General features: G+C 65.0%; 20 protein-coding genes. 15 read left to right on the top strand and 5 right to left on the bottom strand.

Annotation, left to right across the window (positions count from 1 at the left end):
• Window positions 1–59 precede the first annotated feature (59 nt).
• On the top strand, window positions 60–1,097 hold the full coding sequence (locus QX034_RS10140; RefSeq protein ID WP_315703169.1) for an amino acid ABC transporter substrate-binding protein: 1,038 nt from the start codon (window positions 60–62) through the stop codon (window positions 1,095–1,097).
• A gap of 870 nt (window positions 1,098–1,967) precedes the next feature.
• A complete protein-coding gene (locus QX034_RS10145) occupies window positions 1,968–3,452 on the top strand; it encodes an AMP nucleosidase (RefSeq protein ID WP_315702704.1) in 1,485 nt (494 codons plus the stop codon).
• Between the two features lie 230 nt (window positions 3,453–3,682).
• Here the strand turns inward: QX034_RS10145 and QX034_RS10150 are convergent, their stop codons facing one another.
• The gene (locus QX034_RS10150) at window positions 3,683–4,822 is read right to left on the bottom strand and encodes an acyl-CoA dehydrogenase (RefSeq protein WP_316195350.1); all 1,140 of its coding nucleotides are present in this window, start codon (window positions 4,820–4,822) and stop codon (window positions 3,683–3,685) included.
• Between the two features lie 126 nt (window positions 4,823–4,948).
• A complete protein-coding gene (locus QX034_RS10155) occupies window positions 4,949–6,133 on the bottom strand; it encodes an acyl-CoA dehydrogenase family protein (protein ID WP_315744222.1) in 1,185 nt (394 codons plus the stop codon).
• Between the two features lie 139 nt (window positions 6,134–6,272).
• On the opposite strand from QX034_RS10155, the gene QX034_RS10160 reads away from it, so the two are divergent.
• Complete coding sequence (locus QX034_RS10160) at window positions 6,273–6,818, top strand: carboxymuconolactone decarboxylase family protein (protein WP_315703168.1); 546 nt, start codon at window positions 6,273–6,275, stop codon at window positions 6,816–6,818.
• A gap of 333 nt (window positions 6,819–7,151) precedes the next feature.
• Here QX034_RS10160 and QX034_RS10165 read toward each other — a convergent pair whose 3' ends face one another.
• Together QX034_RS10165 and QX034_RS10170 are read right to left on the bottom strand one after the other, a co-directional pair.
• Window positions 7,152–8,399, bottom strand: coding sequence for an MFS transporter (locus tag QX034_RS10165; RefSeq protein ID WP_315744220.1), 1,248 nt, complete (start codon window positions 8,397–8,399; stop codon window positions 7,152–7,154).
• A 173-nt stretch (window positions 8,400–8,572) separates the two neighbouring features.
• Complete coding sequence (locus QX034_RS10170) at window positions 8,573–9,268, bottom strand: DUF938 domain-containing protein (protein ID WP_315703167.1); 696 nt, start codon at window positions 9,266–9,268, stop codon at window positions 8,573–8,575.
• 140 nt (window positions 9,269–9,408) lie between these two features.
• Between QX034_RS10170 and soxX the strand changes: the two genes are divergently transcribed.
• The 8 genes from soxX (at window position 9,409) to QX034_RS10210 (ending at window position 16,924) form a co-directional block, all read left to right on the top strand.
• Window positions 9,409–9,756, top strand: coding sequence for a sulfur oxidation c-type cytochrome SoxX (gene soxX, locus QX034_RS10175; protein WP_315702700.1), 348 nt, complete (start codon window positions 9,409–9,411; stop codon window positions 9,754–9,756).
• Window positions 9,757–9,781: 25 nt separating this feature from the next.
• Entirely contained in the window at window positions 9,782–10,297 is a 516-nt protein-coding gene (soxY, locus tag QX034_RS10180; RefSeq protein WP_315702699.1) for a thiosulfate oxidation carrier protein SoxY, read from the top strand.
• 15 nt (window positions 10,298–10,312) lie between these two features.
• Window positions 10,313–10,624, top strand: a complete 312-nt coding sequence (soxZ, locus tag QX034_RS10185; protein ID WP_315702698.1) for a thiosulfate oxidation carrier complex protein SoxZ — start codon at window positions 10,313–10,315, stop codon at window positions 10,622–10,624.
• 15 nt (window positions 10,625–10,639) lie between these two features.
• The gene (soxA, locus tag QX034_RS10190; protein WP_315702697.1) at window positions 10,640–11,494 is read left to right on the top strand and encodes a sulfur oxidation c-type cytochrome SoxA; all 855 of its coding nucleotides are present in this window, start codon (window positions 10,640–10,642) and stop codon (window positions 11,492–11,494) included.
• Window positions 11,491–11,805 carry a hypothetical protein gene (locus QX034_RS10195; RefSeq protein WP_409977460.1) on the top strand — a complete coding sequence of 105 codons (315 nt, stop codon included), beginning with the start codon at window positions 11,491–11,493 and terminating at the stop codon, window positions 11,803–11,805. The genes soxA and QX034_RS10195 overlap by 4 nt, the downstream gene beginning before the upstream one ends.
• Before the next feature lie 17 nt (window positions 11,806–11,822).
• Window positions 11,823–13,571: a thiosulfohydrolase SoxB gene (gene soxB / locus QX034_RS10200; protein ID WP_315702696.1), complete on the top strand. Its 1,749-nt coding sequence runs from the start codon at window positions 11,823–11,825 to the stop codon at window positions 13,569–13,571.
• 155 nt (window positions 13,572–13,726) lie between these two features.
• The gene (locus QX034_RS10205; RefSeq protein ID WP_315702695.1) at window positions 13,727–14,956 is read left to right on the top strand and encodes an MFS transporter; all 1,230 of its coding nucleotides are present in this window, start codon (window positions 13,727–13,729) and stop codon (window positions 14,954–14,956) included.
• Between the two features lie 249 nt (window positions 14,957–15,205).
• Window positions 15,206–16,924, top strand: coding sequence for an N-acyl-D-amino-acid deacylase family protein (locus QX034_RS10210; RefSeq protein WP_315807192.1), 1,719 nt, complete (start codon window positions 15,206–15,208; stop codon window positions 16,922–16,924).
• A 59-nt stretch (window positions 16,925–16,983) separates the two neighbouring features.
• Here the strand turns inward: QX034_RS10210 and QX034_RS10215 are convergent, their stop codons facing one another.
• A complete protein-coding gene (locus tag QX034_RS10215) occupies window positions 16,984–18,297 on the bottom strand; it encodes an MFS transporter (RefSeq protein ID WP_409977713.1) in 1,314 nt (437 codons plus the stop codon).
• 185 nt (window positions 18,298–18,482) lie between these two features.
• Between QX034_RS10215 and QX034_RS10220 the strand changes: the two genes are divergently transcribed.
• From QX034_RS10220 to QX034_RS10235, 4 genes are read left to right on the top strand one after another with little or no spacing between them, the layout of a single operon-like run.
• On the top strand, window positions 18,483–19,136 hold the full coding sequence (locus QX034_RS10220) for an ABC transporter ATP-binding protein (protein ID WP_315702692.1): 654 nt from the start codon (window positions 18,483–18,485) through the stop codon (window positions 19,134–19,136).
• Entirely contained in the window at window positions 19,133–21,595 is a 2,463-nt protein-coding gene (locus QX034_RS10225; RefSeq protein ID WP_315728199.1) for an ABC transporter permease, read from the top strand. The genes QX034_RS10220 and QX034_RS10225 overlap by 4 nt, the downstream gene beginning before the upstream one ends.
• Window positions 21,585–22,667, top strand: a complete 1,083-nt coding sequence (locus QX034_RS10230; protein WP_316195351.1) for a lipocalin-like domain-containing protein — start codon at window positions 21,585–21,587, stop codon at window positions 22,665–22,667. The genes QX034_RS10225 and QX034_RS10230 overlap by 11 nt, the downstream gene beginning before the upstream one ends.
• Window positions 22,668–22,694: 27 nt before the next feature.
• A complete protein-coding gene (locus tag QX034_RS10235) occupies window positions 22,695–23,087 on the top strand; it encodes an MAPEG family protein (protein WP_315703165.1) in 393 nt (130 codons plus the stop codon).
• Window positions 23,088–23,145: the final 58 nt, after the last annotated feature.

Genomic DNA, 23,145 nt, shown 5'->3' on the forward strand with positions numbered 1-23,145 from the left:
ACTGTCGCGCTCTTCATTTCGATCCATCGGTTTCTTCTGACTTTTGCGAGACACGCATGATGCGCACTTTCTGGGGCGGCCTCTTGATCGGGCTCGCTGTCGCTGTTCTCGTCGCGATCTCCGGCATCATTTATGAGTTCTACGACACCCGCACCTTGAAGCGGACCGTGCGTCGCGGCGAGGTGCTGTGCGGCGTCAACGCCGGCCTGCCGGGCTTCTCGATCCCCGACGACAAGGGCAATTGGACCGGGTTCGACGTCGACTTCTGCCGCGCGGTCGCGGCTGCGATCTTCGACGATCCGAACAAGGCGACGTTCGTGCCGCTCGACGCCAATGAGCGCTTCAAGGAGCTGCAGAGCCGCAAGGTCGACATCCTTTCGCGCAACTCGACCTGGAGCATGTCGCGCGAGCAGAACTACGACCTCTATTTCCCTGCGGTCGCCTATTACGACGGCCAGGGCTTCATGGTGCCGCGCTCGCGCAAGATCGAGAATGCGCTGGACCTCTCCGGCAGCAAGGTCTGCGTCCAGGACGCGACCAGCAATGCGCTCAACCTCGCCGACTACTTCCGGACCAACAACATGAAGTACGAGGAGGTAAAGCTCGCCAAGCTCGACGACGTGGTCCAGGCCTATGACAGCGGCAAGTGCGACACCTTCACCGCCGATGTCTCGCAGCTTTATGCGCTGCGGCTGAAACTGTCGAAGCCGAACGACCACGACATCCTGCCGGACGTGATCTCCAAGGAGCCGCTCGCACCCGTGGTGCGCCAGCGCGACGACGACTGGATGATGATCGTCAAGTGGACGCTCTATGCGATGATCAACGCCGAGGAGCTCGGCGTCACTTCCAAGAACATCGACGAGGCCTTGAAGTCGAAGAAGCCGGACGTGATGCGGCTGGTCGGCAACGAAGGCTCGTTCGGCGAGGATCTCGGCCTCACCAAGGACTGGGCGGTGCGCATCATCCGGCATGTCGGCAATTATGGCGAGGTCTATGAGCGCAACATCGGCAGCCGATCCAGCCTGAAGATTCCGCGTGGCATGAACGAGCTCTGGAACGCCGGCGGCATTCAATATGCGCCGCCGATCCGGTGAGGCGAAGGACGGCGCGGACACAATCCCTCCACCGTCATTCCGGGGCGCCCGAAGGGCGAGCCCGGAATCCATACTCCGGATCGTGGTTATGGATTCCGGGTTCGCGACTTCGTCGCGCCCCGGAATGACAAGCTGAGGGTTCGTAGCCTCTCTCACGACTTCAACGCCGGAACAACGAGATATGCGTCCGCATTCTCGCGGCGCATAGCGTCCGAGCTGTGCAAATTCATCGCCCTTTCTAGATAGAGAGGGCGCAGGGAAGGCCGGACCTCGACTGAGGCCCGTGGCCCGCCTGCTCAAAAAAATGCAGGCGGCAGGTACCACAGGATCAGCCGGACGACCCGGCCTTCCCTGCGCAATGGTTTTAACGGCTGCTTCGCGATCTCCCCGGTGCGCCGGGCTTTCTGGCCACCGTTTGCGCATGATGCTGTCGCATCACCGCGACCTCAGCGTCGGGAGGTCAGGACCACGCGACTTGACCGTCCGCATCGAAGTCGTTCGTCAGCTTCGCAAACGCAAAGCCCGACACCGATGCGTCCACCGCTCCCCGCTGCTACGCTTCGTGACGATCGGCCGAAACGCCCCTCTTCATCGCGAACGGGATGGCCGAGATCATCGTTGTGATTTGCCCGACACGGCAAGGCCGCATGCCTGCGGCAGATTGGCACGACAGGCAATTTGCGCATGACGGCGCTGCGCGAAATGCCCGTCGGACATCTGACGAGCACGTCATTCCGTGGCGCTCGGAGGGCGACCAGATCCTTGAAGCTGCGGTTCGGGCCGAGCAAATGCTTCGTAGATGTGCTATGCTGTCTCGATGACCAGGCAGATCGCTTCAGGCGATCCGCGTTCCACAAGCGTGTTTCCGCGATGACCATACAGACACCACAGCCGATCGCGACCGAAGCGTTCACCGACGCCGATGCGGCCGTTGCCCGGCTCGAAGAGATCTACGCGCGCCACACCGAGTTCCTGCGCGACCGTTTCGAAGCCTATGCCAACGGCCAGGTGTTCGCCACGCGCGTCCGCGCCCATTATCCGTTCGTGCGCATCACCACCACTACGCATGCACGGCTGGATTCGCGGCTGTCCTACGGGTTCGTCGCCCGCCCGGGCGTGCACGAAACCAGCATCACCCGCCCCGACGTCTTCCGGCTGTATCTCACAGAGCAGATCCGGCTATTGATCGAGAATCACGGACTGCCGGTCGAGGTCGGCGTCTCCAACGAGCCGATCCCGCTTCACTTCGCCTACCGGCGCGACATCAATGTCGAGGGGACGCTGGCGAGCGCCGACAGTCCTCTGCTGATGCGGTCGCTACGCGACGTGTTCGATACGCCCAATCTCGCCGCGATGGACGATGCCATCGCCGACGGCACGCTGGAGCTGAGGCCCGGCGACCCCGAGCCGCTGTCGCTGTTCCGGGCGGCCCGCGTCGATTACTCGCTGCGGCGGCTTTATCACTACACCGGGACCGATCCGGAGCACTTCCAGAATTTCGTGATCTTCACCAACTACCAGTTCTATGTCGATGCGTTCGCGCAGGCCTGCCAGCAGCGTCTTGCCGCGGGCGAGACCGGACCCGACAGCTTCGTCGCACCGGGCAATGTGATCACGCGCAACCAGCGCCTGGGCGGCGGCACGACCGGCACGGCGCCCGAGCGCATGCCGCAGATGCCGGCCTACCATCTGGTCGAGCCGGGCTATCGAGGCATCACCCTGATCAATATCGGCACCGGTCCGTCGAACGCGCGCAACGTGACCGACCATGTCGCCGTGCTGCGACCGCATGCCTGGCTGATGCTCGGGCATTGCGCCGGCCTGCGCAACTCGCAGCGGCTCGGCGATTATGTGCTCGCGCACGGCTACGTTCGCGAGGACCATGTGCTCGATCACGAACTGCCGACATCCGTGCCGATCCCCGCACTCGCCGAGATGCAGGTCGCGCTGGAGGCGGCAGTGGCTGACATTACCGGGCTATCGGGCTTCGAGCTCAAGCGGGTGATGCGCACCGGCACCGTTGCCTCTGTCGACAACCGGAACTGGGAGATCAGTGGCCCCGAGGTGATTCGCCGGCTGTCGCAATCGCGCGCCGTCGCGCTCGACATGGAATCAGCGGCGATCGCGGCCAATGGCTATCGCTTCCGCGTGCCCTATGGCACGCTGCTATGCGTGTCCGACAAGCCGCTGCATGGCGAGATCAAGCTCGCCGGCATGGCCAATGAGTTCTATCGCCAGCGCGTCGGCCAGCATCTGCAGATCGGGCTGAAGGCGCTCGACACGCTCAAGCAGGAGGAATCCGAGCGGCTGCATTCGCGCAAATTGCGCAGCTTCGCGGAAGTGGCGTTTCAATAGGTTGATGTTGGAACAAGATTCGTGGCCGACGGTGGCACAGGGTGCCGCTGTGATGATCCGTCTGGCTCCGCAAACTCGCGGTCGTCCCTGCGAACGCAGGGATAACCACCGTAATCAGCGGTAGGACGAGATGTGGCCCCAGCCCTGCACAATACCGGTAACGGTGGATATGGGTCCCGGGTCTGCGCTTCGCTTGCCCGGGACGACAGCTGTGGGTCGAATTCTATGGCCTAATACCCGCGCAGGCACGCCAGCTGGTCGGCGTGGTAGTTCGAATCCCCGAACAGCTCCTCGCAGACGCGGGCGCGCTTCATGAAGAAGCCGATGTCGAACTGGTCGGTCATGCCCATGCCGCCATGCATCTGCACGCCTTCCTGCACCGCACGGGTTGCGGTGGCTCCTGCCCGCGCCTTGGCGACTGCCACCAGCGCAGCGGCATCGGCCGGGTCGGAATCGAGCGTCTGCAGCGCCTTCAGCACCGCGGCGCGGGTGATCTCGATCTCGATGTAGAGCTGGGCGGCGCGGTGCTGCAGCGCCTGGAATTCGCCGATCAGCTTGCCGAACTGCTTGCGCTCCTTGAGGTAGGCCACGGTGCGGCCGAACACCTCTTCGCTCAAGCCCACCATCTCGGAGGCGACAGCACCGCGGCCGAGATCGAGCACGCCATCGAGAATTGCAGAGGCGCCATCGATCTCGCCGAGCACGTGGTCGGCATCGACTTCCACATTGTCGAATGTGATCCGCGCCGCATTGTGCGCGTCCACCATCACCGTGCGCTCGATCGCGACGCCCTTGGCCTTGGGATCGACCAGGAACAGCGTGAGGCCATCACGCTCGCCCGGGCTGCCGGCACTGCGCGCGGCGACGATCAGGAGGTCGGCGACGTGACCATCGACCACCATCGCCTTGGCGCCAGTGAGCCTGAAGCCGTTGCCGGATCGCACGGCCTGCATTGTAGTGTGCAGCGGCCGATGCTTGGCGCCTTCGTCGAGCGCGAGCGCTGCGAGCAAAGAGCCGTCCGCGATCTTCGGCAGATACTCCGCCTTCTGCGCAGCGCTGCCGGCACGCGTCAGCGCGGAGGCCGCGAGCACCGCTGTCGACAAGAAGGGCGAGGGCATCAAGGTGCGGCCGATCTCTTCCATGACAACGCCGGCCTCGACCGCATTCAGGCCGCTGCCACCGTGCTCCTCCGGCACCAGCAGGCCGGCAAAGCCCATTTCGGCGAAGGTCGCCCAGAGCTCGCGCGAGAAGCCGGTCTCGTCGCGACTGTCGCGCAAGTGGCGCAGATGCGCCACCGGCGCCTTGTCGCTGATCAGCCCGCGCGCACTGTCGCGCAGCATGGATTGTTCTTCGGTGAGGAGGAGGGGCATGGGTAATCCGTTCGAAAAATCGCTGTCAGTGTTAGAGGCGTCATTCCGGGGCGTCTCGCAGAGACGAACCCGGAATCTCGAGGTTCCGGGTTCAGGCTTCGCCTGCCCCGGAACGACGGTGCGGCGCTACGCCCCCGGCAGATCCAGGATGCGCTTGGCGACGATGCCGAGCATCACTTCGGACGTGCCGCCTTCGATCGAATTGGCCTTGGTGCGGAGCCAGGCGCGCGGGCGGGCGCCCTCGCGCGAGCGGTCGCTTTCCCATTCCAGCACATCGATGCCGCCGGCCGACATCAGAAGCTCGTAGCGGCGCTTGTTGAGCTCGGTGCCGTAATATTTCATTGCCGACGAGAAAGCCGGATGGCCCTGCCCCGCTTTGGCGAGATCGGTCATCCGTTCGGCCGCCGCCGCAAGCGCGGCCTCATCGACCTCGAACGTCGCGATCTGCCCGCGCAGCACCGCATCGTCGAGCCTGCCCTGGCCATCGCTGCCGATCGAGTCGGCGGCGATCTGGCCGAGCGGCCGGCCGGCGCTGCGCTCGCCCATGCCTGATATCATCGCGCGCTCGTGCTGCAGCAGATATTTGGCGACATCCCAGCCGCGGTTGATCTGGCCAACCACATTGGCCTTGGGCACACGGACATTGTCGAAGAAGGTTTCGCAGAATGGCGAGCGGCCGGAGATCAACAAGATCGGCTTGGTGGAGACGCCCTTCGACGTCATGTCGAACAGGATGAAGCTGATGCCGTCATGCTTCTTGGCCGCAGGATCGGTGCGCACCAGGCAGAAGATCCAGTCGGCGTAGTTGGCGTAGGACGTCCATATCTTCTGGCCGTTGATGATGAAGTCCTCGCCGTCGCTTGTCGCGCGGGTCTGCAGCGAAGCGAGATCGGAGCCAGCGTTCGGCTCTGAATAGCCCTGGCACCAGCGGATCAGGCCGGCCGTGATCTTTGGCAGATGTTCGCGCTTCTGCGCCTCGGTGCCGTATTTCAACAGCGCCGGGCCGAGCATCGAGATGCCGAACGACGTCAGCGGCGGCCGCGCGCCGATCTCAGTCATCTCCTGGCGCAGGATCTTGGCCTCCTCGCCGTCGAGCCCGCCACCGCCATATTCCTTGGGCCAGTGCGGCACGGTCCACCCTTTGTCGCGCATGCGCTCGAACCAGATGCGCTGCGGCTCGGAGGTGAATTTCGCGTTGCGGCCGCCCCAGAACGTGTCCTCTTCCGAGGTCATCGGCGTGCGCATCTGCGGCGGGCAATTGGCCTCCAGCCAGGCGCGCGTTTCGCGGCGGAATGTTTCGAGATCGGCCATCGGGCGTCCTCACGCGTTTCCATTGTCAAGATCGTTGGCCGAGACCTAAGCCCAAGGACCGGTTAAATTCAATATCGATGTTGCAGCGCGTGCGATGCTATCTGCAATGCTGACGATCGACATGATGGAGGAAACGGACGTGCGGCTGAAACTTCTTTCGCCAGGCGAAATGAGCGCGGAGCAACGGGCTATCTACGACGAGTCGATCGCGAGCAAGCGCGGCGCGCCACCGCCGCCGATGATGGCCTGGCTCAACAGTCCGGACATGGCGCGGCATGCGACCCGGCTCGGCGCCTTCCTGCGCTACGACACGGTATTGCCCGCAGCGCTCTCGGAGATCGCGATCCTGGTCACCGCACGGCATTGGACCGCGCATTACGAATGGTACGCGCATAAGCGGCTCGCGCTGCAGGGCGGGCTGGACATCAAGATCATCGACGATATCCGCGATCGCCGCACGCCTGCGTTCAGCGATCCCAAGGCGAAGATGATCTACGACGTCGCGAAATCACTGCACGAGGGTCACGGCCTGACGGATGCGCTCTACGCTGAGGCGAGCGCGCTGCTCGGCGAGCGCGGGCTGGTCGAGATCATCGGGCTGTGCGGCTACTATACGATGGTGTCGATGACGCTCAATGCGTTCGAGTTCGATCTGCCAGAGGGAGAAGTGTCGGAATTGAAGTGAAGTGCGGATAGCACCTCACCGAGGCGAAGGTGAACTCCCCTCCCCCTTGCGGGGAGGGGTTGGGGGTGGGGGTCAACACGCACCGAATTTCATTGAGGGTGCGTCCATATCTCCCAACACATCAGCGTTACGAGGACGCACTATAGTATCTCCTGCGCTTCGATCTGCGAAGCGCGACTCAAAGCACTGCTCGGCTGCGGTGATCGATAATGACCACTGATGTCTTCCATCGAACTCACGCTCATAGCCTCGAGAGAGAATGACTCGTGGCCCCCCACCCCCTCCCCGCAGGGGGGAGGGGAGCACGGCGGCACTGCGATGAGAGGTCGAACTTCACGGCCGAAAATCTGTGGACACATCCACCGCCGCGAGCCGCGTGCGGCGTTTCGACGACCAGACCAGCGCCAGCACGCACAGCCCGAGCAGCACCGGCGGAAACACCACGAGGTTCACCGCCGACCAGCCGAAATTGGCGAGCAACTGACCGGAGGAAAACGAGCCCAGCGCCATCAACCCGAAGATCAGGAAATCGTTGAAGGCCTGCACCTTGTTGCGCTCGGACGGCGTATGCGTTTCCAGCACCAGCGCGGAGGCGCCGACGAAGCCGAAATTCCAGCCCACCCCGAGCATCACCAGAGTCGCCCAGAAATGCATGGCGGTGAGGCCCGACAACCCGATCATGGCGGCGACCGCCTCGCAGGCCAGGCCGACCGCGACGATGACAGGGGCGCCGAAGCGCGCGATCAGCGAGCCCGTAAAGAAGCTCGGGCCGTACATCGCCACAATGTGCCACTGCAGGCCGAAATTGGAATCGGACACGGTGAGCCCGCACATCTGCATGGCGAGCGGCGCCGAGGTCATCACCAGGTTCATCACGGGATAAGCGATGGTGCCGCACAGCGCGGCGGCGATGAAGCGTGGCTGGCACACGATCTCGAGCAGCGGCCGTCCGCCATGCAGATCGGCCGGCGCAGGCTTGGGCATATCGACCCCGGCGACGATGGCCATCGCGACCAGCGCGATCGCCGCCTGCGCCAGATAGCTGAAGGCGAACAGATAAGGCTGCCAGACGTCCATGGTCCATTGCACGAGCTGTGGACCGAGCAGGCCCGCGAAGATGCCGCCCGCCATCACCCACGACACCGCCTTGGGCCGAAACGCCTCGCTGGCGCCATCGGCGGCGGCGAAGCGATAGGACTGCGCCACCGCGCCGTAGAGGCCGCCGAGAAAGGTCGCAACGCAGAACAACGCGAACGAGCCGCGCAGGATCGCAAGCGAGCCGAGGACGCCGGTGATGGCGCCGAATCCGGTGCCGATGACGAACGCGGCCCGGCGGCCGAAGCGCCGCGCAATCGCGCCGGTCGGGAGCGTGCCGACGGCGAGGCCGACCACATACATCGAGATCGGCACCGTGGCGAAGGCGACGCTAGGCGCGATGGTGGCACCGACGATGGCGCCAGTTGCAAAGATCACCGCCGAATTGGCGCCGGTCAGCGCTTGTGCCGCGGCGAGCCGCGCCACATTGCGCCGCGCGCGCGCGTCATCCGTGATCTCGTCGCCGTCTGCGATCAACTCGGTCATTCATCAGTCCACGCCAGGGGCCATTCGCCCGGTTTGCTTCCTTCCAGTAGCAGAAGGTTGGGTCCGAGCAACCGACCCGGACGGACGCGGGCCATGCCGCGGCCTGCGAGCTCATCCGGCTATCGGTATTTCACCCGAAGGCGCCGCCGCGTTTGAGCCATGTCAATCGGATGTCAATCGGGGGTCGCAGCACCATCGCTTCGCCCGAACACCAGAATCATGTTGTTGGCGGGCATGTCGACCGTCTCACGCAGCGCAAGGCCGCAGCGCGAGGCAAGCGCCTCGAGATCGACGATGTCGCGCACGCCCCATTCCGGATTGCCCTCGCGCAACGACGTATCGAACACTGCATTGCTGAGCGCGCTGTGCTTACCGGCGCGCTTGAACGGACCATAGAGAAACAACAGGCCGTCCGGCTGCAGCGCCTGCGCGCTGCCGGCGAACAGCCCTTCCGCCACCGACCATGGCGCGATGTGGATCACGTTGGCACAGAACACGGCGCGTAGCCCGGACGGGCCGCCATCGGCCTGCAGCCTGGCCCACCAGACGGGATCGGACAGATCGATCTGGCGCGGCGGCCGGATGTTCGGCAGGCCCGCATGCGCGCGCCAGGCCGCGATGCTCTTCAGGTGCTGCTCTTTGTAGTCGCTCGGCCACCAGATGATACCGGGGCTCTGCCCGGCGAAATAGACCACGTGCTGGCCGGTGCCGCTGCCGGCCTCGAGCACGTCGCCGGTCTGCTGGCCGAGGAAACGCGCCAGCACCGCCCAGATCGGCTGATGATTGCGGTGGAACGCCGCCGCATCCAGACGCCCGTCCGGTTCCACCCGCCGCCCGTCCTTGCCGAACTCGACCACATACTCCGCCACGGCCATCTCCTTTGGCGATCTCCTTTGTCCTTCAGCTTAACCGAACCGGCGGCGCAGGACAGGCAGCATTGCCAGCCGGTGGCCTTTATGCTTGTCAATCCCTATAGTATTGCGGTTCACCGAACGGGCTGGAACACACCTTGCTTTCACACGCGATCTCGACCACCGCCCTGGCGCTGGGCCTCTCCGTGCTTGCCGCCTCGGTCGCACAGGCCCAATCGGCGGTCAGCGAAGGCCAGAAGCTCGCCTTCGATCGCGGCAAAGGCAATTGCCTGACCTGTCACGAGATCAAGGGCGGCGATCTGCCCGGCTCGATCGGACCGAAGCTCGAGAACCTGAAGCTACGCTACGACCACAACGAGCTGGTTGCGATCCTCAAAGACGAGACCGCACGCAATCCGCAGACGGTAATGCCGCCGTTCGGCCGCAATCGCATCCTGACCGAGCAGGAGATCAACGCGATCGTCGATTTCCTGCAGACCCTCTGATCCCGAGAATTTGGAGAGATTTGAAATGACCGCCAGTTTGGGCTGCTCCGCCGAGCCGTTGGCGACGCGCCGCCTGATCCTCAAGGGCGCCGGCGCAGTGGCGCTGCTCGGCGTGGGCCAAACCCTGGGCCAAACCGCGTTCGGCTTTGCGCCCGCGTTTGCCGCGGCCAACGACGCCTATCCGGAAGACGCCTTCAAGCAGAAGAGCGCGAGCGAGGCCATCAAGCTGCTTTACGGCCGGGACCACGAGCCCTCCGACAAGATCAAGCTGGACGCGCCCGAAATCGCCGAGAATGGCGGCGTGGTGCCGATCGCGGTGACCACGACGCTTCCCGACGTCAGCTCGATCGCCTTCGTCGTCAGCGAGAACCCGTTTGCGCTGGCGGCCTCGTACAAGATCCCGGAAGGCACCATTCCGGCGGTATCGAACCGGCTGAAGATGGCCAAGACGAGCAATGTGATCGCGCTGGTCGAATCCGGCGGCAAGCTCTACAGCGTGACCAAAGAGGTCAAGGTCACCGTCGGCGGCTGCGGCGGATAGCTCAGGAGTTCAACGATGGCATCGAGCATCCGCGTGCGCGCGATCCAGAACGGCGAGGTCACGGACGTGCAGACCCTGATCCAGCACCCTATGGATACGGGCCTGGTCAAGGACCCCAAGGGCGAGCTGATCCCGGCGCATTTCATCCAGCGGCTCACCTTCGAGCACAATGGCAAGACGGTGTTCCTCGCCGACTGGGGCACTGCGGTCTCCAAAGACCCTTACGTGAAATTCGCCTTCAAGGGCGGCGCCAAGGGCGACGAGATCAAGGTGAGCTGGGTCGACAACAAAGGCGCAACCGACAGCCTGACCGCGAAGATCCAGTAGAGAAAACGGGTAGACATGCGTAGCCGCCTCGCTCTTCTCCTCCTGGCTGCCGCCTCGGCGCTCGTTGCGCTCGGCGCCAATGCGCCCGCCGCCGACCAGGTCGATCCCGCGGCGGATGCGAAGGCGTTCCAGGATTTCTTCCGCAAGAAATTTCCGAAGGTGAAGTTCGAGGACTTCGTCAACGGCCCGTACTCGATGAACGAGGACATGCGGAAGCAGTGGGAGGAGAAGGAGGAGTTCCCGCCCTACGAGTTCGCGCTGGAGGCCGGCAGGGAGAGGTTCGAAAAGCCGTTCAAGAACGGCAAGACCTACGCTGACTGCTTCCCGAACGGCGGCATCGGCATCCGCCAGAATTATCCCTATTTCGACGCCAACGAAGGCCAGGTCGTCACGCTCGAGCTCGCGCTCAACCGCTGCCGCGAGGCCAATGGCGAGGCGCCCTATTCCTACGTCAAGGACGAGATGGCCTCGCTCGCCGCCTACATGGCGTTCACCTCGCGCGGCAAGCCGTTCGACATCAAGATCCCCGACGATCCGCGCGCGCTCGAGGCTTATGAGAAGGGCAAGGAATATTTCTACACCCGACGCGGTCAGCTCAATTTCTCCTGTGCGAGCTGCCATGTGCAGAATCCCGGCGAGCGCATCCGCGCCGAGATCCTGGCGCCAGCGCTGGGCATCCTGAATGCGATGCCGATCTACCGCTCGGAATGGAGCGGCATGGGCACGATCAGCCGCCGCTTCACCACCTGCAACAGCCAGGTCCGCGGTGTGCCGCTGGAGCCGCAATCCGAGGAATATCGCGACCTCGAATATTATCTCTCCTACGTGTCGAACGGCCTGCCGATCTCGGGACCGGGAGCAAGACCATGAGCCGGGCCATGAAGTGCATCGCCTTCGCCGCGATCATGCTGACGGCCGCTGTCATGCCGGCCCGCGCGGCGACGGAAGCTGATTTCAAGGCGGCGCTTGCCGCGGCCGATGCCGCCGAGCAGGAAGCGGGCCGCTTGCGCAATCAATGGACCACGACGGAAGCCGCGCTTGCCGCCGCAAAAAAGGCAGCCGAGACTGGCAATTTCGATCAGGCCGTGAAATCGGCCGCGGAGGCCGAAGCGCTGGCCAGGGCCTCGATCTTCCAGGCGACCTCCGAAAAGCAGCGCTGGAAGGCGATGGAGATCCGCTAGGCGGCGGATGCAAGGCGATGACAGTTCGGCGCCGGGATGTTCTGAAACTTACTGCTGCCGCAGCCCTGGCCGCGCCGGCGCTGCTGCGCACTGCGCGGAGCGGCGAGACGGTCAGCCTCTACGACCTCGAACGCTTCGGCAATGCGCGCATCCTGCACCTCACCGATACCCATGCGCAGCTGAGGCCGGTCTATTTCCGCGAGCCCAGCGTCAATATCGGGATCGGCGCGATGTGGGGCCAGCCGCCGCATCTGGTCGAGCGCGCCTTCCTCGAGCGCTACGGCATCCGGCCTGACAGCGCCGAAGCCTACGCCTTCACCTCGTTCGAGTTCGAGAAGTCCGCGCCGCGCTTCGGCCGGCTCGGCGGCTTTGCGCATCTGAAAACGCTGGTCGACAAATTGCGCGGCGATGTCGGCGACCATCGCTCGTTGCTCGTCGACGGCGGCGACCTCTGGCAAGGCAGCGGGCTCGCCAACAGCATGCGCGGCGCCGACATGGTCGATGCCGCCAACCTGCTCGGCATCGAGGCGATGACCGGGCATTGGGAGTTCACTTATGGCGAGGCCACCTTGCGCGCCAATCTCGCCCGCTTCAAGGGCGAGTTCCTGGCGCAGAACGTATTCCTGACCGAAGAGGCGGCCTTCAACGACGCCAAGGCATTCGATCCGGCGACGCATCGCGTGTTCAAGCCCGCCATCGTCAAAGAGATCGGCGGTGCCCGCATCGCGGTGATCGGCCAGGCCTTTCCCTATGTTCCGGTCGCGCACCCGCGGCGCTTCACGCCGGACTGGACGTTCGGCATCCGCGAGGCGGAGCTGCAGACGCTGGTCGACGATCTCCGCGCCAAGGAAAAGGCCGACGTCGTGATCCTGCTGTCGCACAACGGCATGGATGTCGATCTCAAGCTCGCAAGCCGCGTCACCGGCATCGACGTCATCCTCGGCGGCCACACCCATGATGCGGTCCCGCAGCCGGTCGAGGTGAAGAATGCCGGCGGCGCGACGCTGGTGACCAATGCGGGCTCGAACGGCAAATTTCTGGGCGTGCTCGATCTCGAGATTGCCAAGGGCCATATCACCGACGTGCGCTACAGGCTGCTGCCGGTCTATTCGGAACTATTGAAGCCGGATCCGGCGATGCAGGCGCTGATCGATCAGCTGCAGCAGCCGCAGGTGGCAGCCTGGTCCGACCGGCTCACCACCACCGACCGCCTGTTGTATCGCCGCGGCAATTTCGAAGGCTCGATGGACGAATTGATCTGCGATGCGCTGCGCAGCGAACTCGACGCCGAGATCGCGTTCTCGCCGGGGTTCCGCTGGGGCCCCACGCTCCTGGCCGGCCAGCCCGTGACGACGGAGGATGTGCTGGCGCAGACCGCGATCACCTATGCCGAGACCTATCTCCAGGAGATGACGGGCGCTCAGATCAAGGACGTGATGGAAGACGTCTGCGACAACCTGTTCAATGCCGATCCCTATCTGCAGCAGGGCGGCGACATGATGCGGGTCGGCGGGCTCACCTATCGCTGCACCCCGACCGAGGCGATCGGCCGGCGCATCTCCGATCTCAAACGGAGCAATGGCCATGCGCTCCAACCGAACCGTCACTACAAGGTTGCAGGCTGGGCCTCGATGAACGAGCAAACCGGGAAACCGGTTTGGGACGTCGTCACGAGCTATCTCCGGTCCGGCGCGGTGTCGATCAGCGCACCTCAGGTCATGCTGAGCGGCGTTGACGGCAATCCAGGGCTGGCGAACGCCCAATAGGCACCCTCGCGCACGTGCCATGCACCCGCGTTCGTGGACAATGGGCCGCAATCGCCGATAGTGTGACGCATTGTCGCGCATGGCATGCAGGACCTGCCCGCTTGGACTTGCTGGCTCGCGTTCCGTGATGCGCCGGGAAGGAAACGGAAGAGTTCATGGCTGACGTTCTCGCCGCATCGCAACAGACCGAGGGCCTGCCGAAGGCAGCATCCTCGCTGCGGACGCTGGTGCTGGTCTCGCTCGCTCACTGGGTCAGCCACCTGCATATGCTCGTCCTGCCGATGCTGTTTCCGTTCCTGAAAGAGCGGCTCGGCGTCGGCTATGTCGAGCTCGGCTTTCCCTTGACGTTGTTCGCGGCGGTGTCAGCGCTGACGCAAGCGCCGGTCGGCTACCTGGTCGACCGTGCCGGGGCGCGGCGGATCCTGCTGCTCGGCCTCACCGTCGGCGGCCTGTCGCTCGCCATGCTCGGCGTCCATCTGAGCTATGCGAGCCTGATCGTCTCCGCCGTGCTGCTCGGGCTCGCCAACGCCGTCTATCACCCGTCCGACTACGCGCTGCTCGCGGCCCATATCGAAGAAAAGCGGATGGGCCGCGCCTTCGGCGTCCACACCTTCGCCGGCTATCTCGGCGGCGCGGTCGCGCCGGCGATCATGGCGGCGCTGGTGACTACGGTCGGCGGGTTCGGCGCCCTGATCGTGGCTGGCCTCGTCGGTCCCGTTGCGGCGCTGTTGCTCCTCCTCGGCAACGTGCCCGAAGTTCCGCCGCATCCGCATCATGTCGACGGAGTGAAGGTCGCGCAGCCGAACCTGCTGACGCCGCTGCTGATGCTCCTGACGATCTTCTTCATGCTGCTCAGCCTGTCCAATTCCGGCATCGCCAGCTTCGGCGTGGTGGCGCTGATGAACGGCTATGGCATCTCGTTCTCCAGCGCCAACATCGCGCTCACCGCCTTCCTCGGCGCCAGCGCCGTCGGCGTGCTCGCGGGTGGACATCTTGCCGACCGCATCCGTCATCACAATCTGGTCGCAGCCGTCGCCTACGCGATCAATACGGTGCTGGTGCTCGCGATCACCTTCCTGACCTTGCCGACAGTCCTGCTCACCGCGGTCATGCTGGTCGCCGGTTTCCTCAGCGGCGTGATCGCGCCTTCGCGCGACATGCTGGTGCGCAACGCGGCGCCCGCCGGCGCGGCGGGCCGCGCCTTCGGCATCGTCTCCACCGGCTTCAATTTCGCCGGCGTCGTCAGCCCGCTGCTGTTCGGCTGGATCATGGACATGAATGCGCCGCGCTGGGTGTTCGGCGCCTCCGTCGTCTTCATGCTGCTGACGATCGTGCTGGCGTTCTTCACCGAGCGCCCGGCGAAGGCGAAGACCGTCGAGGCGTAGCCCATCATTGCGCCCCCGGTTCCGCGCGAACGGGTGGCAGGCTCCCCCAAGCAATTCAGACGTAGGGTGGGCAAAGGCGCAAAGCGCCGTGCCCACCGCTCGACGCATCCCAGACTCAGCGGTGGGCACGCTTCGCTTTGCCCACCCTACGCACTGCGTGACACCGCAGCTCATCATTTCCCGCGTGTTGACATCCCCGGCAGTCGATCGATGATGTCAGACCAAGAACAACAACCGGGGAAGAACGCCATGACTCAGCAGCCGGATCTCGTCATTCGTGGCGGCACGATCGCGGATGGAACGGGCGGCGCGCTCTACGAGGCGGACGTCGCCATTGCCGCCGGCCGCATCAGCGAAGTCGGCAAGGTACAAGCCAAGGGCCGTGACGAGATCGATGCCAAAGGCAAGCTGGTCACGCCCGGCTTCGTCGACGTGCACACGCATTACGACGGCCAGGTGACCTGGACCGACGAGATCTCGCCCTCGTCGCAGAATGGCGTGACCACGGCGATCATGGGCAATTGCGGTGTCGGCTTCGCACCCTGCCGGCCGGCCGACCATCAGCGCCTGATCCAATTGATGGAAGGCGTCGAGGATATTCCCGAGCCGGTGTTGTCGGCCGGCATTCCCTGGGAATGGGAAAGCTTTCCCGACTACATGGATTGGCTGTCGAAGCGCAACTTCGACATGGATGTCGGTGCGCAGCTGCCGCATGCGGCGCTGCGCGTCTATGTGATGGGCGAACGCGGCGCGCGGCGCGATCCCGCAACGGCGGATGACAACCGGGCAATGGCCGCGCTGGCAGGCGAGGCCGTGCACGCAGGCGCGCTGGGATTTTCGACCTCGCGCACGCTCAACCACCGCACCTCGACCGGGGACTACACGCCGACGCTCAAGGCAGGCGAGGACGAGCTGACGGCAATCGCCGGCGCGATGCAGACGGCAGGCCGCAGCGTGCTGCAATTCGTGCTCGACATCTCCACCATCCATGAAGATCTGCCGATGATGCTCCGCGTTGCGGAGACGACGCGCTGCCCGATCTCGTTCTCGGTGACGCAGAACGATCGCGCGCCGGAGCGGTGGCGGCAAACGCTCGCCGAGATCAATGCCGCCGCCGCGCGAGGCCTCTCGGTGACGACGCAGATCGCAGCGCGCCCGGTCGGCCTGCTGCTCGGGCTCGAACTGTCGCGCAATCCGCTGCAGACCCATCCGAGCTACCAGGCGATCGCGCATCTGCCTCTTGCCGAGCGCGTCGCGCGGATGCGGCAGAGCGAGGTACGCGCCGCGATCCTGAGCGAACAGGCGCGCGCGACTGACGATCCGCTGTTCTTCAGGCCGAATTACGACAAGATGTATCTGCTCGGCGATCCGCCGGACTACGAGCAGCCGCCGGAGAATGCGCTCGGTGCGAAGGCGCAGCGCTTGGGCCGCAGACCGGAAGAACTGGCCTATGATGCCATGCTGTCGGACAACGGCCGCGGCATGCTCTACGTGCCGTTCCTCAATTACGCCGATGGCAATCTCGATGCGACATTCGAGATGCTGCGCGATCCCAGCGCGGTGCCTGGCCTCAGCGACGGCGGTGCGCATTGCGGCATCATCTGCGATGCGAGCTTCCCGACCTATCTGCTTACGCATTGGACGCGCGACCGCAAGCGCGGCGAAAAGCTTTCAATCCCCTTCGTCGTGGCCGCGCAATCCCGCAAGACGGCCCTGTCGGTCGGACTCAGCGATCGCGGCCTGATTGCCCCCGGCTACAAGGCCGACGTCAATGTGATCGACTATGACCGGCTGCATCTGCATCCGCCGAAGGTGCATTACGACCTTCCCGTCGGCGGCCGCCGGCTGATGCAGCAGGTGGATGGTTACGAGGCCACGATCGTTTCCGGCGTGGTGACGAGGAGAAATGGAGAGGCGACCGGCGCCCATCCGGGCCGATTGATCAGGGGGGCGCAGGCGTTGAATTGAGGCGGGCGGCCTCAACAAGCTCGCTGTCGTTCCTGCGTTCGCAGGGACGACGGCAGTGATCACGCAAACTCCGGCGTAGTCTGCTGGGCCGTCTGCAACCGGGCGCGCTCGGTATTCGGCCAGAGCAGCGCCAGGCCAAGCAGGCCTGAAATCACTAGGATCACTGCATTGATGAGGTATCCCAGCAGGTAGCCATCGAGAAGGCTGGCGGCGTTCTGCACCACCTTGCCGACCACGTTCGGCGCGATGATGCCGGCCAGCGTATAGACCGCGCCATAGATCGCGATCGCGGCACCACGCTGGGTCACGGGGGTGAATTCGGCGATCATCAATGGACAGACCACGTAGATCGATCCGCTCAGCCCCGCTCCGACCACGAGCAGTGCGATCTGCGTGGCGGCACCGCTGCTGTAAGGCATCAGCGACATGATCAGGCCGCCGACGACCAACGGCGCGGCTCCGAGCACGCCCCGCGCGATGCGGGTGGAATGGCCGCGCGCCATCAGCACCTGCGACAGCCAGCCCGTCGCGAGAACGATGGTCGCACCGAAGAGCCACGGCAGCACCGAGATGAGGCCGGCTTTTTCCTGGCTGAAGCCGAGACCCTTGATCAGGAACGGCGTGAACCAGGTGAGTCCGATCGACAGCGCCCAATAGGCACCGAAGCTCGAAGCCACGCAGCCGATGAAGGTGCGCGACAGCAGCAACTGCGCATAGGAAACGCGCGCATCCGATGCCGCGGCCACCTCGCTTTCGCCGAGCGGCCCTTCCTTGCCGACCACGAACCAGGCACCGGCCCACAGCAGCCCGACCAGTCCAAGTGCACCGAACGCGTAGTGCCAGCCGTAGCGAACGATGACAAAATTCAAGGCCGGCACCGCGATGATCACGCCGAAGGCCGAGCCTTGGGTCAGGATCGCGGTCGGCAGCGCGCGCTTCTCGTCGGGGAACCACTTGTAGATCGCATGCATGGCGACCGATGCGGCCGGACCTTCGCCCGCGCCAAGGACGATGCGGCAGACGAGCAGAGTCGCGAGCCCGACCTCGCCGACCATCGGAAGCTGGGCCAGCGCCCAGATCAGTGCCAGAACCAGCAAGACCCAGCGTGTGGCAATGCGGTTCACGGCAAAGCCGACGACGATGGCCGACAGCGAAAACAGGAAGAAGAACGAGGAGCCCAACAGGCCGAACTGTTCGGCATCGAGCTTGAGATCCGTCATGATCGGCACGCCAGCCAATCCCACCACGATCTTGTCGGCGAAGTTCACGACCATGAACAGAAACAGGAGCCATGTGATCGTCCAGGCGCCTTTCGGAGTCTGCTTGGGCGTCCCCATCCGTGTGGCTGCGGTCATGTTCCCTCCCCGGCTCATCTCTTGTTCGCCCTGTCGGTCGGGCGTTCGTATGCTACGCACGGGACGATCAGGCTTGCAATGTCGCTGCTCGCAACCATGACTCACGGGAATACCGACAAGCAGGCAAATTTGACTGCCGGGGCCGTGATCTTGCACTGCGGCCTTGCTATATGCCGTGACGCAAAAAAATCGGCGAATGGATCGTGCTAAGCGTTCGAAACCTGTTCAAGACCTATCGCTCGGCCGGCGAGCCGATCAGCGTTCTCCGCGGCGTCGATCTCGACGTTGGACGTGGCGAACGCGTCGCACTCACCGGCGAATCCGGCTCCGGCAAGAGCACGCTTTTGCACCTCATCGCGGGGCTCGACGCAGCCGATAGCGGCGAGATCATGCTGGAGGGTGTCTCGATCGGTGCGTGCGATGATGCCGAGCGTGCGGCGCTGCGGCGCGAACGACTGGGATTGGTGTTCCAGCAGTTCAACCTGGTGCCGAGCCTGTCGGTGGCCGATAATCTCAGCTTCCAGGCGCGCTTGGCCGGGCGACACGATGCGGCATGGCACACCGAACTGGTGGAACGGCTCGGACTCACCGCCGTCTTGAAGCGTTATCCCGAGCAGCTCTCCGGCGGCCAGCAGCAGCGCGTCGCGATCGGCCGCGCACTCGCGGTGAAGCCGCAGTTGCTGCTTGCCGATGAGCCGACCGGCAATCTCGACGAGGCCACCGCCGACGAGGTGATGACGTTGACGCGAGACCTGGTGGCGCGCACCGGCTGCGGCTTTCTGATGGTGACGCACAGCACGCGACTGGCCGCAATGCTCGACCGCAACGTCAATCTCCACGCTGGGCGCGTCGTATGACGCGCGCGCTCTGGATCCTGGCCGTGCTGCTCAGCCATTGGCGGCGGCATCCGATGCAGCTCGCCACCCTGCTGATCGGGTTGATTTCGGCGACCGCACTGTGGAGCGGCGTGCAGGCGCTGAACCTGGAGGCGCGCCAGTCCTATGACCGGGCGGCCGCGATCTTCGGCGGCGCGCGCACGCCGATGCTGGTCAGCGGCGACGGCAGAACCTTCCCGCAGAGCTTGTTCGCCGCGCTGCGCCGCGCCGGCTGGCCGGTGTCGCCGGTGGTGGAAGGGCGCGTGCAGATCGAGGGCCGTTCGGTACGGCTGCTCGGCATCGAGCCGATCTCGCTTCCAAGCGAGGTGGGCAATGCACCGACCCTCGGCCGCAGCGATCTGGAGACCTTCCTCACTCCGCCGGGACAGACCCTGATCGCACCGGAGACGCTGGCCGATCTCGGGCTCAAGGATGGCACCACGCCGCGCCTGAGCAATGATGCGACACTGCCGCCACTCAAGCTGCAGCCGCAGCTTGCGCCCGGCGTGCTGGTGCTCGACATCGCCGCCGCCCAGAAGCTGCTCGAGAAGCCGGATCAACTCTCGCGACTCCTGGTCGGCAGCAGCACAAGCCCACGGCAACCGCTGCAGCAGGTCGTCGGCGACCGGCTGCAGCTGGTGCAGCCCGATGCCGAGACCGATCTCGAACGGCTCACCGACAGCTTCCACCTCAACCTCACCGCCTTCGGCCTGCTCTCGTTCGTCGTCGGCCTCTTCATCGTCAATTCCGCGACCGGCCTTGCCTTCGAGCAGCGGCTGCCGATGTTGCGAACCCTGCGCGCCTGCGGCGTGTCGGCGCGGCAGCTCAATGCGGTATTGATCACCGAGTTGATCGTCCTCGCGCTCGCGGCTGGCCTCATCGGCCTTGTCTGCGGCTATGTCATCGCCGCCGCGTTGCTGCCGAACGTCGCCGCTTCGCTTCGCGGCCTTTATGGCGCGCAGGTCCCGGGCGAATTGAGCCTGCAGCCGCAATGGTGGTTCGCAGGACTAGCCATCAGCATCATCGGAGCGATCGCGGCCGCGGCAACCAGCCTGGTCAAGGCGCTGCGGCTGCCGATTCTCAGCTCAGCCCAGGCCCATGCGTGGCAGGAGGCGCAACGGCGCTGGCTCAGGCTGCAGAGCGCGGTGGCGCTCGTCATCTTCGCAATCGCGGCCCTGCTGCTCTGGCTCGGCCAGTCGCTGCTCGCCGGCTTCGGCGTGCTCGCCGCCTTGATGCTGGGCGCCGCGCTGCTGCTGCCATCCATCCTGGAATTGGTCTTGCGGCTCGGCGAGCGCGGCGCACGCCAGGCGCTGGCGCAATGGTTCTGGGCCGACAGCCGGCAGCAGATCTCCGGCCTGTCGCTGGCGCTGATGGCCTTGCTGCTCGCGCTCGCGGTCAATGTGGGCGTCTCCACAATGGTGGAGACCTTCAGCCGGACCTTCCTGGTCTGGCTCGACGGCCGGCTCGCGGCGGACATCTACATCAGCCCGGCGGATGAAACGCAGGCACGCGCGATCCAGAGCTGGCTGCGCGCGCGCCCCGAGGTCAAGGCCGTGCTGCTCGGCGGCCGCGCCGAGACGCAGATCGCCGGCGCGCCGGTCGATGTCCTCGGCCTGCCAGATCATGCGACCTATCGCGATCACTGGCCGCTGCTGCAATCGGCTGCCGGTGCCTGGAAGCGGCTGGTGCCGGGCGATGCCGGCTTCGTCAGCGAGCAATTGTCGCGCCGTCTCAATCTGTCGATCGGAGATCACATCGAGATAGCAGCGCCGGGCGGCGAATGGGCTATCGAGATAGCCGGCATCTATGCCGACTATGGCAATCCCAAGGGCCAGATCGCCGTGAATGTCGCGGCCTTGAGCCGCCGCTTTCCGGCGGCGCCGCTGACGCGGATGGCGGTGCGCGCCGATCCCGCCGATGTCCCGACGCTGATCGCCGCGCTCTCGAGCCAGTTCGGCCTCGACGGCCGCAATTTGTTGGACCAGGCGAGCGTGAAGCAGGAATCGAAGCAGATCTTCAACCGCACCTTCGCGGTGACCGGTGCGCTGAATGCATTCACCCTCGGCGTTGCCGGAGTGGCGCTATTGACGAGCCTGTTGACGCTCGCCAACGCCCGTCTGCCGCAGCTCGCGCCGCTGTGGGCGATCGGGCTGACGCGGCGGCGGCTGGCGCTGATCGAGCTGCTCAAGACGTTGTCGGTCGCGACGATCACGGCGCTACTGGCGCTGCCGCTCGGCCTCGTGGTGGCATGGTGCCTGATCGCGATCGTCAATGTGAAGGCGTTCGGCTGGCGCCTGCCGTTCGACGTCTTCCCGCTGCAACTGATCCGGCTGCTGATCGTGGCGTTGCTGGCAGCCGTCGCCGCATCCTTGCTGCCGGTGCTGCGACTGGCGCGCATGCAGCCGGCCGATCTCGTGAGGGTCTTCACCATTGAGCGCTGATCTCATGCTCACTCGTCGTGCCTTCACCGGCGGCGCCGCGCTGCTCGGCCTCGTGGGGACTGCCCGCGCACAAGGCTTCGCCGGCCTGAGCGAGAGCGCCAAAGGCTTTGCGCAAGTGCTGCCCGGCAAGGCATTCAGCTTTCCCATCGATCACGGGCCACACCCCGACTTCCGCATCGAATGGTGGTACGTGACCGCGAACCTGACGGATGCTGCCGGCAAGGCTTACGGCGTGCAGTGGACCTTGTTCCGCCAAGCGGCGCGCCCGGGGCCGCAAGGCGAGGGCTGGGAAAACCAGCAGCTCTGGATGGCGCATGCGGCGGCGACGCGCGCTGACAGTCACCGCACGGCGGAGAAATTCGCGCGCGGCGGCGTCGGCCAGGCCGGCGTCATCGCCAAGCCGTTTCAGGCCTGGATCGACGATTGGCAGATGGGCGGCACCGAGCGCACCGACGCAGCCTCACTCGCGCCGCTCGACCTGTCAGCGACGACGGCGGGTTTTTCCTACGCGCTGCATCTGGAAGCGGATCGGCCCGTCGTGCTGCAGGGCGATCACGGCTACAGCAGGAAATCCGAGCGTGGCCAGGCCTCCTATTACTACAGCCAGCCGTTCTATCGCGCCCGCGGGAATCTCAGCTTCGACAACCAGGCGGTTGAAGTCTCAGGCGTCGCCTGGCTCGACCGCGAATGGAGCAGCCAGCCGCTCGCGCCCGACCAGAGCGGCTGGGACTGGTTTGCGCTGCATTTTGCCTCCGGCGAGAAGCTGATGCTGTACCGGATGCGGCAGAACGATGGCAACTACACGTCGGGCACCTGGATCGGCACGGATGGCCAGACGCAGCCGCTCGGCCCCGACGGCATCGTCATGACGCCGAAGGACACCGTCGAGATCGCCGGCCGCAAGCTTCCCGTGCGCTGGCGCATCGAGATCGCCTCGCTCTCGATCGGCATCGACAGCGTCCCGCTCAATCCGAACGCCTGGATGGCCACCAGCGTGCCCTATTGGGAAGGCCCGATCAGCTTCACCGGCAGTCACCAGGGGGTAGGCTATCTCGAGCTGACCGGATATTGAGAGCGCGCATCAATGGGGATCGACACGATGTATCACTTCACCGCACTCGTCACCGTGCTGGCCGTCCTGCTCTATTTCTACACCGGCATCCGCGTCGCGAAGGCGCGCCGCACCTTCGGCATCAAGGCACCGGCGACCGCAGGTAACCCGGATTTCGAGCGCGTCTTCCGCGTGCAGATGAACATGCTGGAATGGATGCCGATCTTCCTGCCCGCCCTTTGGCTGTTTGCGATCTATGTCAGCGACGGCTTTGCCGCGCTGATCGGGCTGGTGTGGATCGTCGGCCGGGCAATGTACATGCGCGGCTATGCGGAAGCGGCGGAAAAGCGGCGGCCGGGCTTCGCGACCCAGGCGCTGGCGACCTTCGCACTGCTGCTCGGTGCGCTGGTGGCAATCGTCGGGCAGATCGCGCACGGCTGACCGCGCAGCCCAGCTGTCGTCCTGGCTTTCGCCGGGGCGACAGCTGTTTGTGTTACGA

Source organism: Bradyrhizobium sp. SZCCHNR3119 (assembly GCF_032487775.1).
Classification (GTDB): domain Bacteria; phylum Pseudomonadota; class Alphaproteobacteria; order Rhizobiales; family Xanthobacteraceae; genus Bradyrhizobium.

Coding starts and splice junctions, on each gene's coding strand:
- QX034_RS10140 (WP_315703169.1), top strand. CDS start 60: ATGCGCACTTTCTGGGGCGGCCTCTTGATCGGGCTCGCTGTCGCTGTT.
- QX034_RS10145 (WP_315702704.1), top strand. CDS start 1,968: ATGACCATACAGACACCACAGCCGATCGCGACCGAAGCGTTCACCGAC.
- QX034_RS10150 (WP_316195350.1), bottom strand. CDS start 4,822: ATGCCCCTCCTCCTCACCGAAGAACAATCCATGCTGCGCGACAGTGCG.
- QX034_RS10155 (WP_315744222.1), bottom strand. CDS start 6,133: ATGGCCGATCTCGAAACATTCCGCCGCGAAACGCGCGCCTGGCTGGAG.
- QX034_RS10165 (WP_315744220.1), bottom strand. CDS start 8,399: ATGACCGAGTTGATCGCAGACGGCGACGAGATCACGGATGACGCGCGC.
- soxY (WP_315702699.1), top strand. CDS start 9,782: ATGACCGCCAGTTTGGGCTGCTCCGCCGAGCCGTTGGCGACGCGCCGC.
- soxZ (WP_315702698.1), top strand. CDS start 10,313: ATGGCATCGAGCATCCGCGTGCGCGCGATCCAGAACGGCGAGGTCACG.
- soxA (WP_315702697.1), top strand. CDS start 10,640: ATGCGTAGCCGCCTCGCTCTTCTCCTCCTGGCTGCCGCCTCGGCGCTC.
- QX034_RS10195 (WP_409977460.1), top strand. CDS start 11,491: ATGAGCCGGGCCATGAAGTGCATCGCCTTCGCCGCGATCATGCTGACG.
- soxB (WP_315702696.1), top strand. CDS start 11,823: ATGACAGTTCGGCGCCGGGATGTTCTGAAACTTACTGCTGCCGCAGCC.
- QX034_RS10205 (WP_315702695.1), top strand. CDS start 13,727: ATGGCTGACGTTCTCGCCGCATCGCAACAGACCGAGGGCCTGCCGAAG.
- QX034_RS10210 (WP_315807192.1), top strand. CDS start 15,206: ATGACTCAGCAGCCGGATCTCGTCATTCGTGGCGGCACGATCGCGGAT.
- QX034_RS10215 (WP_409977713.1), bottom strand. CDS start 18,297: ATGAGCCGGGGAGGGAACATGACCGCAGCCACACGGATGGGGACGCCC.
- QX034_RS10225 (WP_315728199.1), top strand. CDS start 19,133: ATGACGCGCGCGCTCTGGATCCTGGCCGTGCTGCTCAGCCATTGGCGG.
- QX034_RS10235 (WP_315703165.1), top strand. CDS start 22,695: ATGTATCACTTCACCGCACTCGTCACCGTGCTGGCCGTCCTGCTCTAT.